Below are 14,867 nucleotides of genomic sequence, written 5' to 3' on the forward strand. Positions count from 1 at the left end.
GTGGGCGTGGTGCACGGACAGCGCGGCCAGCTGTTCCTCGTACTGCCCGCCGTCCGGGAAGCCCCGGACCCCGGCGCCCGCGCAACATCGCGGGCCGCCGCCGGTCGCTGTGGTCAGGGCCCGTCCCGCGGACGCGGCGCGAGCACCAGCATCGTGACGTCGTCCTGGACGTCCGGGCAGTGTCGGACGAGGTCGGTCCACACCCGCTCTGCCAGCGCGACGGGGTCCTCGGCGGCCAAGTCCGGCAGTCGCTCGGCCAGGGGGTAGAAGGCCCCGCCGGAGTCCCTGGCCTCGGTCACGCCGTCGGAGGCGAGGAAGAGCCGGTCACCGGTCCTCAGCGGCACCGAGACGACCCGGGGCGGGGCGGCGTCGGCGAGGCCGAGACCGAGCGGCGTGCACGGCTCGACGTCCAGCTCGACGGCCCGGCCGTCACGCAGCAGCAGCGGTCCGGCCTGCCCGCACGCCACGATCCGCACGACCCGGGCGTCGGCGGAGAAGTCGAGCAGCACCGCCGTCGCGAACAGCTCGGCGTGCGGGTCGCCCGCCGAGTCCACCGCCAGCCTCCGGTCGAGCCGGGCCGCCACCGCCTCCGGGTCCGGCTGGTCCAGCACCGCCTCCCGGAACGCCCCCAGCAGCGACGCGACCGTGGCGACGGCCGACAGTCCGTGTCCCTGCACATCGCCCATCACGGCCCGTACGCCGTAGGGGCCCGCCCGTACGTCGAAGAAGTCACCGCCGACCAGCGTCCCGCGCTGCGCGGCCCGGTACAGCCCCGCGCACCGCACCGGCCCGACCCGCTCCGGCAGCGGCGGAACGACGGCCCGCTGCGTGACCTCGGCGACGGTCCGCTCGGTGATCAGCTGTGCGTCCCGCCTGGAGCGGACGTACGACAGCAGCACGCTCAGCACCGAGACGAAGCACACGGTCAGAAGGTCGGTACTGCCGGGATCGTTGAGGCTGAAGACCGGCACGGTCAGCACGACCACCACCAGCCCGCCGAGCACCGCCGTGACCACCGGTCCGTGCGCCAGCACGGCCAGCGGCGGGATGGCGCCCAGCAGGAAGCCGATGTCGAGCGGCTCCGGGCTGATCAGCTCGGCCGCGCACACGCCCACCAGCAGGGCCGACGGCAGCACCCGGGCCCAGCCGGGCGGCGGTGCGCCGCGCAGCCAGCCCCGCCGGTCCGGGTCCCTGCGTGCCAGCCGGCCGCGCACACTGCTCACACCACCACGCTGCTACGCCCGACCGGCCCCCGCACGCCGGGCCCACCGCCGCGGGCAACAGTGCGCCCGGTCAGAAGGACGTCAGCGTCAGCCGGATGCCCGTGGGCCGTGTCCGTGACGACCTCGAACTCGAGCTTCGCACCCAGCGCCGCATAGATCCGGCCCGCCATGCACGGAAGGGCAAGCGGGGTCTCGCCGCTGCCACTCACGCAGAAATCCCTTGGCGGCGACCCCACTTGGGGCGCCAGGCGTCGCTCAACCACCTCCTAAGGGGCCCTTGACCCGCGCCGGGAAACCGATGGACGGCCCGCCGAAGATCCCGTAGCGTGTGGCGCGCCACGCCCCGAGACAGCGGAAGGAGGGCAGAGCCGTGCAGTTCACACCGTTCCCGCGCTCCCTCCCCCTTGTCCCGGCGTGCCTCGACTGACCGACCGGGAGCGCTCTGAGCAGCATCGTCCCGGAGGACACCCCATGACCGATGTGGTCATCCGCGCGCTCGACACGAGCGACGCCGAGCTTTTCGACACCCTGCCCGACCCGCTGGGCGCCCGCGAGGGCCACCGGCAGACCCGGCACCGCCCGGACTGGAAGCGGGTGGCCCTGCGCGACGGCCGTGTCGTCGCCCGCGGCGCCTGGTGGGGCGGCCCCGACGACACCGAGCCCGTCAACGTCAACTGGTTCGACGTGGCCGAAGGCGAGGAGGAAGCGGGCGCCGCGCTCCTGCGTTCGGCCCCCTGGCAGGTCGAACTGGAGCTGAACCTGCCCACCGGATGGCGCGACGACCCGGCCCTGCGCGCCGCCGCCGAGACCCGCTTCACCGCCGCCCGGAAGGCCGGCTACGACCTCCTGGTCGAACGCCTCCTGTACCGCTGGACCCCCGACCGCGGCCTGCCCGAGCGACCCGGGCGCCTCGAGTTCCGCGCCGAACCGGACGACGCCGTGTTCTTCGACGCGCTGCGCCGCATCCATTCCGTCACCCTGGACGCCCATGCGCTCAAGGCCATCGAGCAGGGTGGACTCGACCGGGCCGCCCAGGAGGAACTCGACTTCTTCCACTGGTGCCCGTCGCCGCGTGAGTGGTGGCAGGTGGCCTGCACGCCGGAGGGCGACATGGTCGGCATCCACATCCCGGCCCACAATCCGTCGGGCCCCTGCATCGGCTTCATCGGAGTCCTGCCGGACCAGCGCGGGCGCGGCTACGCCTACGACCTTCTGGCCGAGTGCACGCACTTCCTGGTCGAAGAGGGTGCGGAGTTCGTCGCCGCGGCCACGGACCAGGGCAACTTCCCCATGGCGGCGAACTTCGCCAAGGCCGGCTTCCCGGTGGTGAAGGAGCGGCTCAACTTCGACCCGGCGTAACAACGGGGTACTCCCCGGCCGGGTGGCAGGCTGTCAGGGACAGTGACCGGCGGCGGGAGACGGAGGGGTCGTGGGGTTCGAGGGAGAGGTCTGGCAGGTGCGCGGGGCCGCAGAGCAGGTCGGGGAGATCCTGATCGACGACACCGACTTCCCGTGGCTCTCGGGCCGCTTCACCCCGGGACCGGGATTCGCCGCCGTCCGGGACCTGTTCGCCCGCGAACTCGCCCTGGCCGCACGGGACGACGAGGGCCACTGGGAGGAGTGGGAGCGGGCCTACGGGGAGATCAGGCGCCAGGTCTCCCTCTCCTCCCCGGACGGCCCCGTCCCCGAGTTCCTCCTGCACATCGAGGAAGACCGGGCCTGGTTCCGCTGGAGCGACGAGCCCTTCGACGAGGACGAGGACGAGGACTAAGACGCCGAGGACGAGGACTTGTTGTTCAGCAGGTCCTGGGCCGTCGTGAGAATCTCGGTCACCCGGAGGCCGAACGCCGCGTCGCAGGCGTGCGGGCGGCCGGTCCGGGCGGCGTCGAGCAGCGCGTCCGCGGCCCGCATCAGCGCGGGCACCGCTCCGTCGGAGCTCTCCGGCAGCGCCGCGACCCCGGCCTCCCCACGCAGTTCCACGGCGGCACCGGCCGCGGCGGGCGGTGCCGTCAGACTCAGGGTGAGGGTGCTCGACGCCCCACCGGCGTGATCGAGGACGACATGGGCCGTGTCGCCGGGGCCGTACGCCGCCGCCGTCACGCGCCGCACGTCGCCGAGGACCGGCAGCAGCACGGACAGGGCGTGCGGGCCGACGTCCCACAGGGCGCCCTTCTCCCGCCGCCACGGCGTCGCGAAGGGGCTCTCGCCGGTGAACACCGCCCCGAGCCACTCGGCCCGCGCCGTGAACCAGCCCGGCACCGCGGCCTGCTGGGCGATCCACGCCGCCGGCTCGGGCTGGAAGCGGGTCGTGAAGAACACGACAGAGGCGACACCGGCCTCCTCGGCGGCCTCGACCACGGCCCGCCCCTGCTCCACCGTCGGCGCGAGCGGCTTGTCGAGCAGCAGATGGCACCCGGCCCGCGCCGCCCGGGCAGCGAGTGAGGCCTGCACCTCGGGCGGCAGTGCCACGGCGACGGCGTCCACGTCGGCGAACAGCTCGTCGGCGTCGTCGTAGGCGCGGACGCCGTGCCGCTCGGCGAGCTCCTTCGCGGCTTCGGGACGACGGCCCCACACCCCCGCGAAGTCCAGCTCCTCATGCCCGCTCAACGCGGGTGCGTGAGCCATCTGCGCCCAGGGTCCGGTGCCGAGCAGTCCTATGCGCATGCCGTCGCCTCTCCACGCTGTCAGGACGAAGAGCGTGCCACACGGAAACAGCCGGCGGACAACAAGAAAGGCAAGGAGTGCTCTCCTTGCCTGTCTCAAGTTATAGCTCACGGGGGGCCTTGCGGCAAGGCCCCCCGGCTCCCGCAGAATATCCGGCCTACGCCCACGACCTGCGGAAACGGGAGCATGACGTGACCCCTGCGACCACGAGCGCGTTCGACCTTCCCGACCGCCTCGCGCACAAGGCCGCACCGGCGTTGATCGCCGGGGACGAACAGCACTTCGCCGCCATCGCCGACTGCCTCGAGCAGTCCATCACCGAACTGTCCGACCGTCTGGAGGCCGAGCGCAGGGCACCCGCCGGCAAGGGCCGTCAGGCCATGGACCGGGACGCCGAGATCCACCGGCTGACCGCCCGCCTGCGCGCCCTGCGCCGCTTCGGACTGGACCTGTGCCTCGGGCACATGGTCGCCGCGGACGGCTCCGAGCCCGTCTACGTGGGGCGGCTCGGCCTCACGGACAGCGAGGGGCGCCGGCTGCTGGTCGACTGGCGTTCCCCGGCCGCCGAGCCGTTCTTCGGAGCCACCCACGCCGACCCGATGGGCCTGGCCGCCCGCCGCAGGTACCGCTGGAGCGGCGGCCGGGTCGGCGACTACTGGGACGAGGTGTTCACCACCGACGGGTTCGACGGGCATGCCGCGCTCGACGACCAGTCCGCCTTCATCGCCAGCCTCGGCACCGACCGCTCGCCCCGCATGCGGGACGTGCTCGGCACCATCCAGGCCGACCAGGACGCCATCATCCGCGCCGGTTCCCGCGGTGCCCTCGTCGTCGACGGCGGCCCGGGCACCGGCAAGACCGTCGTCGCCCTGCACCGCTCCGCGTACCTGCTCTACTCCGACCCGCGCCTCGGGCAGCACCGCCGGGGCGGCGTGCTCTTCGTCGGCCCGCACCGGCCCTACCTGTCCTACGTCTCCGACGTCCTGCCCAGCCTCGGCGAGGAGGGCGTGCAGACCTGCATCCTGCGCGACCTCGTCGACGAAGGCGCCACCGCGGAGGCCGAGACCGACCCGGAGGCGGCCCGTCTGAAGTCGTCCGCGGACATGGTGCGGGCCATCGAGAAGGCCGTCCGGTTCTACGAGGAGCCGCCCACCGAGCCGATGACGGTCACGACCCACTGGTCCGACATCCGCCTCAGCGCCCGCGACTGGACCGCGGCGTTCGAGGCGGCGGAACCCGGCACACCGCACAACGAGGCACGCGACCAGGTCTGGGAGGAACTCCTCACGATCCTCGTGGACAAGCACGAGGGCGACGTCCCGGAGGACCTGCTCCGCAAGGCGCTGGCGCGGGACAGGGAGTTGCTCACGGTCTTCAACCGCGCCTGGCCGCTGCTGGAAGCGACCGACCTCGTCGGGGACCTCTGGTCCGTGCCCGCCTACCTGCGGATGTGCGCGCCCTGGCTCGACCGCGACGAGGTGCGCACCCTGCAACGCGCGGAACCCCGGGCCTGGACCGTGTCCGACCTGCCGCTGCTGGACGCGGCACGCCAGCGGCTCGGCGACCCGGAAACCTCACGGCGCAAGCGCCGGCAGGCGGCCGCCGTGGCCGCACAGCAGGACCGCATGGCCGACGTCATCGACGACCTGCTCGAAGCCCACACCTACGACGACGGCGAAGGCGTGCTGGTCATGCTGCACGGGCAGGACATGCGCAACTCCCTGATCGACGAGAGCGCCCTGCCCACCGCCGACCCGGACCGGCTCGCCGGGCCCTTCGTGCACATCGTCGTGGACGAGGCGCAGGAACTGACCGACGCGGAATGGCAGATGCTGCTGCTGCGCTGCCCGTCGCGGAGCTTCACCATCGTCGGGGACCGTGCCCAGGCCCGGCACGGGTTCACGGAGTCGTGGCAGGAACGGCTGGAGCGGGTCGGTCTGGACCGGGTCGAGATGGCCTCGCTGAGCATCAACTACCGCACGCCCGCCGAGATCATGGCGGAGGCCGAGCCGGTCATCCGGGCCGCGCTGCCGGACGCCAACGTGCCGACATCGATCCGCAGCAGTGGCGTCCCCGTCCGCCGCGGGTCCGCCGCGGAGCTGACGTCGGTCCTCGACACCTGGCTGGCCGATCACACTGACGGGATCGCCTGCGTGATCGGCGATCCCGCGTTCCGGCCGGCCTCGCCCCGCGTCCGGTCGCTGACCCCGGAGCTGTCGAAGGGGCTGGAGTTCGACCTGGTCGTGCTCGTCGACCCGGAGAACTTCGGCGAGGGTGTCGACGGCGTCGAGGGCGCCGTCGACCACTATGTGGCGATGACCCGGGCCACTCAGGAGCTCGTGATCCTCACGAACTCCTGAGTTCCGGCCGGCGGCGTACCTAGGCGGCCAGCTCCTTGCGGATGCGGTCCAGCATGAACGCAGACGACTCCCGGGCCCGCTCCTCCCAGGCGAACACACAGGCCGTCGCGACACCGTCGAAGCCCAGTTCGCGCAGGGTGCCGAAGAAGGCGTCCCAGTCGACCTCGCCCTGGCCGATGTCGAGGTGCTGGTGGATCCGGGCCGGGGTGCCCGGCGGGTTGAGGATGTAGCGCAGGCCGCTGGAACCCTTGTGGTTGAAGGAGTCCGCGATGTGCACGTGCTGGAGCTTGTCCCCGGCGTAGCGCATCATCGCCGCGATGTCCGCCGTCGGATCGGCCCCCGAGAGGTGGAAGGTGTGCGGCGCGCAGTACAGGTAGTTCACCCACGGTTTGTTGATCGCGCGGACGAGATCGACGGCCGGGGTGTTCTCCTCGCAGAAATCGTCCGGGTGGGCCTCCAGGTTGAGGGCGATGCCCTCCCTCTCGAAGACCGGCAGCAGTTCCTCCAGCGAGCGCCAGAACGCGTCCTCGCTCTCGGCGGCGCGCTCGGGGCGGCCGTTGAACTCCGAGTTCATCAACGGGCATTCGAGCTCCGCGGTGATCTCGATCATCCGCTTCCAGTGGCGGACGGCGGCCTGCCGCTCGGTCTCGTCCGGCGAGGACCACTTGTACAGGGGAAGCACCGAGGACAAGCGCACGCCATGGGTACGCAGCGACTGCTTGAGCCCGTGCACCCGCGCGTCGTCCGCACGCGGGTGCAGGAAGAACGGCATGAAGTCCTCGCGCGGCGACAACTCGATGTACTCGTAGCCGAGTTCGGCGACCGTGCGCACCATGTCGTCGATCGGCAGGGAGCGGAGCATGTAGGGGTCGAGGGCGATCTTCACGCGGGGCCTCCGTAGAACGCCGGGCGGGGCTTCATGTCGGTGGTGACGGTCGTGCCGCCGGCCTCCAGGGACCGGACGGCGGCGTCGGTGATGACGGTGGCGGCGTACCCGTCCCAGGAGGACGGGCCGGTGGGCTCGGTGCCGGCCGCCACGGACGCGACCCACTCGCGGAACTCGGTGTCGAAGGCCTCCGCGAACCGGTCCTTCCAGTCCTGCAGCACGCCCGTGCCGTGCCGGGCCGCGGTGCGGATCCCGACAGCCGCCGGGTCGGGCAGCCGGACCAGACCGTCCTCGCCGACGACCTCGCACTGGATGTCGTAGCCGTACTGGCAGTTGACGAAGACCTCCAGGTCGATACGGACACCCGATGCCGTCTCGAAGATCATGATCTGGGGGTCCTTCAGATGCTCGAACCGCTTCCTCGTGGCGCGCGGGGTGACCACCTGGGCAGAGACGATCTCGTCGTCGAGCAGCCAGCGCAGCACGTCGATCTCGTGCACGGCCGTGTCCTGGGCGGCCATGGCGGAGTGGTACGACTCCGGCACGGTCGGGTTGCGGTGCGCGCAGTGCACGATCAGCGGAGCCCCGAGCGAACCGGTCGACAGCACCTCCTTCATCTGCCGGTAGCCGGCGTCGAAGCGGCGCATGAAGCCGACCTGTACCAGCCGGCGGCCGTGCGCCCGCTCTGCCTCGACGATCCGCAGACAGTCCTCGGCTGTGGTGGCCAGCGGCTTCTCGCAGAACACCGGCTTGCCGGCGGCGATCGCGTTGAGGACGTGCTCGGCGTGGGTGGGCCCCCAGGAGGTGACGAGGACGGCGTCCACGTCGGGGGAGGCGACCAGGTCCGCTCCGGTGGGCAGCGCGGTGGCATCGACCCGGGCCGCCACCTCGGCGGCGCGCTCGGCGTCCACGTCGGCCACGGCCGTGACAGCGGCACCGGTGACGACCCCGGTGAGTCGCCGGATGTGGTCCTGGCCGATCATTCCGGCGCCGATGACGCCGACACGTACGGTCATGCTGAACTCCTTGGAAGGTGGTCAGGAAAAGCGCGCCCGGAGCTCCGCCTCGAGGGTTTCGAGCGTGCGGCCCTTGGTCTCGGGGACGTACCGCTGCACGAAGGTGAGGGACAGCACGCCCGCCACCACGAACAGGAAGAAGGTGTTGGAGATCCCGATCCCGGAGACCAGGGACGGGAAGACCAGCCCGATGACGAAGTTGGTCAGCCACAAGACCACGGCCGCCACGCCCATGCCGAAGCCGCGCAGCCGCATCGGGAAGATCTCCGACAGCATCAGCCACGTCACCGGCGAGATCGCGCCCTGCTGGAAGGCGAGGAACGTGACCGTCATCGCGAGCACCGCGAACGCCCGCGGGTCACCGGAGGGCAGCACCAGCGAGACGACCCCGATCAGCAACAGGGCGGTGGTCGTGCCGACCTGACCCGCCATCAGCATCGGGCGGCGCGGGACCCGGCCCAGCAGCCAGATGCCGACGAAGGTGGCCAGCACCGAGATCACACCGTTGGCGATGTTCGCCGTGAGCGCGCTGTCGGCGGCGAAACCGGCGTCGGTCAGGATCTGCGTGCCGTAGTACATGATCGTGTTGACGCCGGTGATCTGCTGGACGATCGCGATGCCGAACCCGACGAACATCAGCTTGCGCACCCAGGGTGTGCTCCTGATGTCCTGCCAGCCGCCGAGCTTGGCCTGCTCGTCCTTCACGGCGAGTGCGGAGACCTCCTTCAGCTCGGCCTCGGCCCGGGCGCGCGAGCGCACCTGCCCGAGGACTTCGAGGGCCTCGCCGAAGCGGCTCTTCGAGGCCAGCCAACGCGGGCTCTCCGGCATCACCAGCATGCCGAACCACAGCACCACGGCCGGCAGCGTCGCGATGACCAGCATCCACCGCCACACACCGCCGGACTCGCCGCCCACCTGCGCGATGATCGCGTTGGACGTGAAGGCCAGCAGCTGACCGCTGACGATCATCAGCTCGTTGCGGGTGACGAGGGCCCCGCGCCGCTCGGCGGGCGACACCTCCGCGAGATACACCGGCACGGTCACCGAGGCGCCGCCGACCGCGAGACCGAGCACGAACCGCGCCATGATCATCACCCCGGTCGTCGGCGCGAGCGTGCAGCCGAGCGCGCCGATGAAGAACAGCACGGCCAGCAGCAGGATGGCGCGGCGCCTGCCGCGCGCGTCCGACAGCCGGCCGCCGGTCACCGCGCCCAGCGCGGCACCCAGCAGCAGCGAGCTGGTGACCATGCCCTCGGTGACCGGGGTCAGGCCGAGGTCCTCCGTCATGTAGGGCAGGGCACCGTTGATGACGCCGGTGTCGTAACCGAAGAGCAGACCACCGAAGGTGGCGATGATCGTGATGATCCGCAGCCGCCGGGAGACCTCCGGCGGCGTCTCGTCCGTGGCGCCGGAGGCGGGGGTTGGGGCCGGTGTCGCGTCGTCCCTGACGTCCATGGCCGCTCCTTACCTGTCGAAGTTCGGGCGCCGGGTACCCGACAGACCGCAGCCGGCCAGGTGTTCACGGGTGCCGACCGCGATGGGCAGCGGCACCCCGGGAGCGCACGGGTACAGGTCCTGCTCGACGATCACGAACAACTCGGCGTCCAGCCGGGCGAGTTCGGCGACCACATCGGCCGGCTTCGGCACCCCGGCGGGCGGTGACACGCACACCCCGCGCTTCACGGCCTCACCGAACGACAGGTCCTCGGCGGCGACCTGGGCGAGGATCTCCGGGTCCATCTGCTTGATGTGCACGTACCCGACCCGCTCACCGAACCGGCGGATCAGATCGAGGTTGTCCCCGCCGCCGTACGCCACGTGCCCGGTGTCCAGGCACAGGTTGGTGTAGCGGCCGTCGGACTCGTTCAGCAGCCGCTCGATCTCTGCTTGCGTCTGGATGTGGCTGTCGGCGTGCGGATGGACGACCAGCCGTACGTCGTACTCCTCCAGCAGCAACCTGCCCAGCCGGTCGGCGGCCCGGCCGAACCCGGCCCACTGCTCGGCCGTGAGCTCGGGCGACTCGGTGAACGCGCCCGTCTTCTCGTCCCGGTACATCGGCGGGATGAAGACCAGGTGATGCGCCCCCGCGGCGGCGGTAAGCGCCGCGACCTGCCGGACGTGGGCGAGCATCTCGTCCCATGCCTCGGGCCGGTGCAGCGCGCCGAAGGCGGTACCGCCGGAGACCCTGAGCCCCCGGGCGTCCAACTCGGCCTTCAGCCGCTGTGGGTCGGTGGGCAGGTAGCCGTACGGGCCGAGTTCCAGCCACGCGTAACCGGCCTGCACCAGCTCGTCGAGGAAGCGGGTGTACGACATCTGCTGCTCGTCCTCGGGGAACCAGACGCCCCAGGAGTCGGGGGCGGACCCGAGGCACAGGTTGCCGACGGTGGTACGGAGAGAGGGAGGCGCCGTTGCCATGGTGGTGTCCTTCGCGCTGCGTTTCCGCTCGCTGTCGCGCGCTACTAGCGCGCTCTAGTGCGAGTACGATGACCCCTGTCCAAATGTCATGTCAATAGCTTGTTGCGGGAGATCGCAGGTCTCTCGTCAGAGGTTCCGTACCAGGCACCCCGTAGGGTGTGCGGCGTCGGAAGGTGGGTTCACAGGTGGATACATCGGGCAGGCGGCGGCCCACGATGGCGGACGTCGCAGAGAAGGCGGGTGTCTCCCGCGCACTCGTCTCGATCATCTTCCGCAACCAGGCCGGAGCCGGCCAGGAGACCCGGGAGCGGGTCCTGCGCGTGGCCGACGAGCTCGGCTACCGGCCCGACAGCGCGGCCCGGCTGCTGGCCCGTGGCCGCAGTCGCACGCTCGGCGTCATGTTCACCGTCCAGCAGACCTTCCACACGGACCTCATCACGGGCATCTACCCCGAGGCCGAACGACTCGGCTACGACGTGCTGCTCTCCGGGGCGACCCACGGCCGCAGCGAGGCCAAGGCGGTCGAGGCGCTGCTCAGCCACCGCTGCGAGGCGGTGATCCTGCTCGGCCCGGACGCCGAGCCCGCCTTCCTGGACGAACTCGGGCAGCGCACGGTCGCCGTCTCGGTCAGCCGCCGGGTGCCCCGGGCCCGGGTCGACTTCGTGCACTCGGCCGAGGGCAAGGGTGTCAGGCAGGCCATGGACCACCTGGTGGAACTGGGGCACCGCCGGATCGTGCACATCGACGGCGGACGCGGTCCCGGCTCGGCGGAGCGCCGACGTGCCTACCGGGCCGCGATGCGCCGCCACGGGCTGGAGGCCGAGGCCCGGGTGATTCCCGGTCACCACACCGAGGAGTCCGGCATCGAGTCCGGCCGTCTGCTCCTGGCCGAGCGGGACGGCGGGCGGCCGCTGCCGACGGCCGTCCTCGCCGGCAACGACCGCTGCGCGATGGGTCTGCTGATGGCCCTGACCCGGGCGGGCGTGGAGGTTCCTCGCGACCTGTCCGTCGTCGGCTACGACGACAGTCACCTCTCCCACCTGATGCCGATCGGCCTGACCACCGTCCGCCAGGACGCCCTCCTGATGGCCGAGCACGCCGTCCGCTTCGCCGTCGAGCGGCTGGAAAAGCGCGAACTGGAGCCCAGGGAGGCGGTGCTGGATCCCAAGCTGGTGGTGCGGGGGACGAGCGGGCCGGTCCCGAAGGAGCCGGGGCCGGCCTGACGCGGGTGACCCCGCCGCCCGGTCACGTCAGCGCGTGCCCTTCTCGGCGAACTCCGCGACACTGTCGACGTTGTCCTTCGTGACGAAGGCCGGTCCCGTGAGCACGGGAGCGGTGCCGCCACCGCTGACATTGCCGTTGGTCCTGTACAGCCACAGCGCGTCCACGGCCAGGTAGCCCTGAAGGTAGGGCTGCTGGTCGACGGCGAACTCGATACTGCCGCCCTGGATGGCTCCGACGAGGTCCTTGTTGAGGTCGAACGTGGCGACCTTCGCCTTGCTGCCCGCGTCCTTCACCGACTGCACGGCGGTCAGGGCGATCGGAGCGCCGAGCGTGACCACCTGGTCGATGGAGGAGTCCTTCTGGAGTTTGGCGGTGAGCGTCGACTTCACCGAGGGCATGTCGGTGCCGTTGACGTACAGGTTCTCGGTCGCGCCCTCGAAGCCCTTCTTCAGCCCGGCGCAGCGGGCCTCCAGTGCGACCTGGCCCTGCTCCTGTATGACGCAGACGGCGTGCTTGGCGCCCAGTCGGTTGAGGCGCTCGCCGAACGCCTGCCCCGCGATGTTCTCGTCCTGGCCGAAGTACTCGAGCATGCCGAGCTCCTTCCAGTTGTCCAGGCCGGAGTTGAAGCCCACGACGGGGATGCCGGCCTCCTTGGCCTTCGCCACGACGCCCTTCATCGCGTCGGGCTTGGCGGCGGTGAGGGCGATGCCGTCGACCTTCTGGTCGATGGCGTTCTGCACGAGATTGGCCTGGTTCCCGGCGACGGGGTCGCTGGAGTAGACGAGCTTGATGTTGTCCTTCGCGGCGGCGGCCTGGGCGCCCTTGCGGATCAGGTCCCAGAACGTGTCGCCCGGCGCCGCGTGGGTGACCAGGGCGACGGTCATCCGCGGGGTCGTGGCCTTGCCTGCGGCGGCGTCGGTGCCTCCGTCCTCGGACTTCTTCCCGCCGGAGCCACTGGAGCAACCTGCGGCGAGAAGGGTGCCGACGGCGACGGCGGCGGTCAGGGCGGCGGCTCTGTGATGTCTGCGCATCTCGGGTGCACCTCACTGTGCTGGGACGAGGGGGGCCGCGCCCGGTCCGGGAGGCGGGCGGTGGGTGGGTGCCCGGGGCGGCGGCGGTCATGGGTGATGCGGCGGTCCTGGGTGCGGACCGCTGCGTACTCTGACTGGAGCGCGTCACTAGCGCGCTCTAGTGGCAGGTACTATGCGGTCGGCTCCGGGGGATGTCAACAGCTTTGTCAGGACGTACCAACAAAAGGGGCCGCCCGTACGCACCGGCAGCGAGCGGTGGGTACGGGCGGCCTCGGGTGGACGGTCCGGGACCGTCCTGCTCGCCTCAGTTCTCCGTGCTGATGTTGACCATCCACGGGACGCCGAAGCGGTCCGTGCACATGCCGAACACGTCGCCCCACATCTGCCTCTCCAGCGGCACCGACACCGAACCGCCCTCGGAGAGCTTCTCCCAGTAACCGCGCAGCTCGGCGTCGTCGTCGCCGCTCAGGCTCACGGAGTAGGGGCTGCCCTGCTCGGACTCCATGCCCGGCGGGTCGTCGGCGCCCATCAGGGTGAAGCCACTGGGGGTTTCCAGCATGCCGTGCATGATCTTGTCCGCGTTCGGGGCGTCCGCCTGCCCGAGATCTCCGTAGCTGTTGAGGTCGAGGGTGCCGCCGAAGACGTCCTTGTAGAACTCCATCGCCTGCCGGGCATCGCCGTTGAATCTGAGGTACGGGTTGAGACGCGAGGCCATGAGAACCTCCCAGAAGGGGGCAAAGGGTCATTTCCGCGCAGCGTATCGCCAGGCACTGACAACGGCTCGTCGAACGTGCCGGGCCCAGCGAGGGCCAGCTGCCGCCGAGGTCGGTGCCTTCGCCGACTGCGCTGTTAGCGTTGCCTCTTGAGCGGAGGGGGAGACAGCGGCTCATGGCATCGACGTTCCGCATCGGCGGGGATCTGGACGTAGGCCGGCTCGGGTTCGGAGCCATGCATCTGCCCACCGAGCCCGGCTCCGGCCGGGAGAACGCCCTCGCGGTGGCCCGGCGGGCCGTGGAGCTGGGCGTCACGCTGATCGACACGGCGTACCTGTACGGCGGCGGGGCCAACGAGGAGCTCCTCGCCGAGGCCCTGCACCCCTACCCGGAGGGCCTGCTGATCACCACCAAGGTGGGTGTCGCGCGCACCGGCCCCGACGGGGACTGGAAACTCGACGGACGGCCGGAGATCCTGCGCGACCAGGTCCGGCAGGCCCTGCGGCGGCTGCGGACCGAGCGGATCGAACTGCTCCAGCTGCATCGCATCGACCCCGACACGCCGCTCGCCGACCAGCTCGGCACGCTGCGGGAGCTCCAGACCGAAGGCCTGGTCGGCCGGATCGGGCTGTCGGAGGTCACCGTCGACGAGCTGGAGCGGGCGCGGGAGCTCGTCGACGTCGTGAGCGTGCAGAACCGCTACAACCTGCTCGACCGGGAGCACGAGCCGGTGCTCGACGCCTGTGCGGCGGCCGGCATCGCCTTCCTGCCCTGGCGGCCCGTGGCCTGGGGAAGGACGGGGGCCGAGGGCGAGATCGCTGCCGTGGCGGCCGAGCTCGGGGCCACGCCCACGCAGGTCGCGCTGGCCTGGCTCCTCGACCGTGCGCCGGTCGTCCTGCCGATCCCGGGCACGGCCCGGGTCGGGCATCTGGAGGAGAACCTCGCCGCGGCCGGTCTGAGGCTGACGTCCGCACAGCGCGACCGCCTCGACCGGCTTGCCGAAGGCGCACAGGCCGCGTCAGGCTGAGGAGCCCGGGGCCGGCGTCCGCAGGCTCACGCCTCGTCGGACGCCCCGTTGTTCCAGTCGTACGGGCCGCCGCCCTGCCACTCGATCAGCTCGGTGTCGTCGACGGCCGTGTCCGCGGTGGGCAGGCCCTCGCGGTGCAGCAGGTCCAGCACGTCGAAGAGACTGTAGGCGACGCCCATGCGCTCGCCGCGGATGGTCACCAGCCGTCCGCCGTCCGTCGCGGGCGGCTGCACGACCACAGGGGGTTGACCGTCCATAGCCCCACCATGCTCCCGAAACGGCAGCTTCGCAGCTCGGTGGCGTCCAGA

14 protein-coding genes are annotated in these 14,867 nt (G+C 71.4%); 5 read left to right on the forward strand and 9 right to left on the reverse strand.

Features of this window, described 5'->3' with window-relative positions:
- Positions 1-113 precede the first annotated feature (113 nt).
- Positions 114-1,223, reverse strand: coding sequence for a PP2C family protein-serine/threonine phosphatase (locus AB0G20_RS19595; protein ID WP_361303886.1), 1,110 nt, complete (start codon positions 1,221-1,223; stop codon positions 114-116).
- Between the two features lie 471 nt (positions 1,224-1,694).
- Here AB0G20_RS19595 and AB0G20_RS19600 point away from each other — a divergent pair, with 471 nt between their 5' ends.
- Positions 1,695-2,582 carry a GNAT family N-acetyltransferase gene (locus AB0G20_RS19600; RefSeq protein WP_361303889.1) on the forward strand — a complete coding sequence of 296 codons (888 nt, stop codon included), beginning with the start codon at positions 1,695-1,697 and terminating at the stop codon, positions 2,580-2,582.
- A gap of 70 nt (positions 2,583-2,652) precedes the next feature.
- Positions 2,653-2,994, forward strand: coding sequence for a hypothetical protein (locus AB0G20_RS19605; protein WP_361303892.1), 342 nt, complete (start codon positions 2,653-2,655; stop codon positions 2,992-2,994).
- Here AB0G20_RS19605 and AB0G20_RS19610 read toward each other — a convergent pair.
- Positions 2,991-3,887, reverse strand: a complete 897-nt coding sequence (locus tag AB0G20_RS19610) for a Gfo/Idh/MocA family oxidoreductase (protein WP_361303895.1) — start codon at positions 3,885-3,887, stop codon at positions 2,991-2,993. The genes AB0G20_RS19605 and AB0G20_RS19610 overlap by 4 nt on opposite strands.
- A gap of 191 nt (positions 3,888-4,078) precedes the next feature.
- On the opposite strand from AB0G20_RS19610, the gene helR reads away from it, so the two are divergent.
- Entirely contained in the window at positions 4,079-6,247 is a 2,169-nt protein-coding gene (helR, locus tag AB0G20_RS19615) for an RNA polymerase recycling motor ATPase HelR (RefSeq protein WP_361303898.1), read from the forward strand.
- A 19-nt stretch (positions 6,248-6,266) separates the two neighbouring features.
- Here the strand turns inward: helR and AB0G20_RS19620 are convergent, their stop codons facing one another.
- Genes AB0G20_RS19620 through AB0G20_RS19635 form a run of 4 tightly spaced genes read right to left on the reverse strand, consistent with a single transcriptional unit; the run spans position 6,267 to position 10,564 of the window.
- Positions 6,267-7,133 carry a sugar phosphate isomerase/epimerase gene (locus tag AB0G20_RS19620; protein ID WP_361303901.1) on the reverse strand — a complete coding sequence of 289 codons (867 nt, stop codon included), beginning with the start codon at positions 7,131-7,133 and terminating at the stop codon, positions 6,267-6,269.
- Entirely contained in the window at positions 7,130-8,149 is a 1,020-nt protein-coding gene (locus AB0G20_RS19625) for a Gfo/Idh/MocA family oxidoreductase (RefSeq protein ID WP_361303904.1), read from the reverse strand. The genes AB0G20_RS19620 and AB0G20_RS19625 overlap by 4 nt, the downstream gene beginning before the upstream one ends.
- Before the next feature lie 21 nt (positions 8,150-8,170).
- The gene (locus tag AB0G20_RS19630; RefSeq protein WP_361303907.1) at positions 8,171-9,604 is read right to left on the reverse strand and encodes a sugar porter family MFS transporter; all 1,434 of its coding nucleotides are present in this window, start codon (positions 9,602-9,604) and stop codon (positions 8,171-8,173) included.
- A 9-nt stretch (positions 9,605-9,613) separates the two neighbouring features.
- Positions 9,614-10,564: a TIM barrel protein gene (locus AB0G20_RS19635; RefSeq protein ID WP_361303910.1), complete on the reverse strand. Its 951-nt coding sequence runs from the start codon at positions 10,562-10,564 to the stop codon at positions 9,614-9,616.
- A 215-nt stretch (positions 10,565-10,779) separates the two neighbouring features.
- Here AB0G20_RS19635 and AB0G20_RS19640 point away from each other — a divergent pair, with 215 nt between their 5' ends.
- Positions 10,780-11,787, forward strand: a complete 1,008-nt coding sequence (locus AB0G20_RS19640) for a LacI family DNA-binding transcriptional regulator (protein WP_361303913.1) — start codon at positions 10,780-10,782, stop codon at positions 11,785-11,787.
- Between the two features lie 27 nt (positions 11,788-11,814).
- On the opposite strand, the gene AB0G20_RS19645 is transcribed toward AB0G20_RS19640, so the two are convergent.
- On the reverse strand, positions 11,815-12,819 hold the full coding sequence (locus AB0G20_RS19645) for a sugar ABC transporter substrate-binding protein (RefSeq protein ID WP_361303916.1): 1,005 nt from the start codon (positions 12,817-12,819) through the stop codon (positions 11,815-11,817).
- A gap of 304 nt (positions 12,820-13,123) precedes the next feature.
- Positions 13,124-13,534 (reverse strand): VOC family protein, encoded by a 411-nt coding sequence (locus tag AB0G20_RS19650; protein WP_361303919.1) that lies wholly within the window; start codon positions 13,532-13,534, stop codon positions 13,124-13,126.
- A 173-nt stretch (positions 13,535-13,707) separates the two neighbouring features.
- Between AB0G20_RS19650 and AB0G20_RS19655 the strand changes: the two genes are divergently transcribed.
- The gene (locus AB0G20_RS19655; RefSeq protein ID WP_361303922.1) at positions 13,708-14,559 is read left to right on the forward strand and encodes an aldo/keto reductase; all 852 of its coding nucleotides are present in this window, start codon (positions 13,708-13,710) and stop codon (positions 14,557-14,559) included.
- A 26-nt stretch (positions 14,560-14,585) separates the two neighbouring features.
- Here AB0G20_RS19655 and AB0G20_RS19660 read toward each other — a convergent pair whose 3' ends face one another.
- On the reverse strand, positions 14,586-14,816 hold the full coding sequence (locus tag AB0G20_RS19660; RefSeq protein WP_031110190.1) for a hypothetical protein: 231 nt from the start codon (positions 14,814-14,816) through the stop codon (positions 14,586-14,588).
- Positions 14,817-14,867 lie beyond the last annotated feature (51 nt).

It is taken from the genome of Streptomyces sp. NPDC024017, assembly GCF_040638895.1.
Classification (GTDB): Bacteria; Actinomycetota; Actinomycetes; order Streptomycetales; family Streptomycetaceae; genus Streptomyces.

Bases quoted from the DNA above. Each gene is read 5' to 3' on its own strand.
- AB0G20_RS19600 (WP_361303889.1), top strand. From the start codon at position 1,695: ATGACCGATGTGGTCATCCGCGCGCTCGACACGAGCGACGCCGAGCTT.
- AB0G20_RS19610 (WP_361303895.1), bottom strand. From the start codon at position 3,887: ATGCGCATAGGACTGCTCGGCACCGGACCCTGGGCGCAGATGGCTCAC.
- AB0G20_RS19625 (WP_361303904.1), bottom strand. From the start codon at position 8,149: ATGACCGTACGTGTCGGCGTCATCGGCGCCGGAATGATCGGCCAGGAC.
- AB0G20_RS19630 (WP_361303907.1), bottom strand. From the start codon at position 9,604: ATGGACGTCAGGGACGACGCGACACCGGCCCCAACCCCCGCCTCCGGC.
- AB0G20_RS19635 (WP_361303910.1), bottom strand. From the start codon at position 10,564: ATGGCAACGGCGCCTCCCTCTCTCCGTACCACCGTCGGCAACCTGTGC.
- AB0G20_RS19640 (WP_361303913.1), top strand. From the start codon at position 10,780: ATGGCGGACGTCGCAGAGAAGGCGGGTGTCTCCCGCGCACTCGTCTCG.
- AB0G20_RS19645 (WP_361303916.1), bottom strand. From the start codon at position 12,819: ATGCGCAGACATCACAGAGCCGCCGCCCTGACCGCCGCCGTCGCCGTC.
- AB0G20_RS19650 (WP_361303919.1), bottom strand. From the start codon at position 13,534: ATGGCCTCGCGTCTCAACCCGTACCTCAGATTCAACGGCGATGCCCGG.
- AB0G20_RS19655 (WP_361303922.1), top strand. From the start codon at position 13,708: ATGGCATCGACGTTCCGCATCGGCGGGGATCTGGACGTAGGCCGGCTC.
- AB0G20_RS19660 (WP_031110190.1), bottom strand. From the start codon at position 14,816: ATGGACGGTCAACCCCCTGTGGTCGTGCAGCCGCCCGCGACGGACGGC.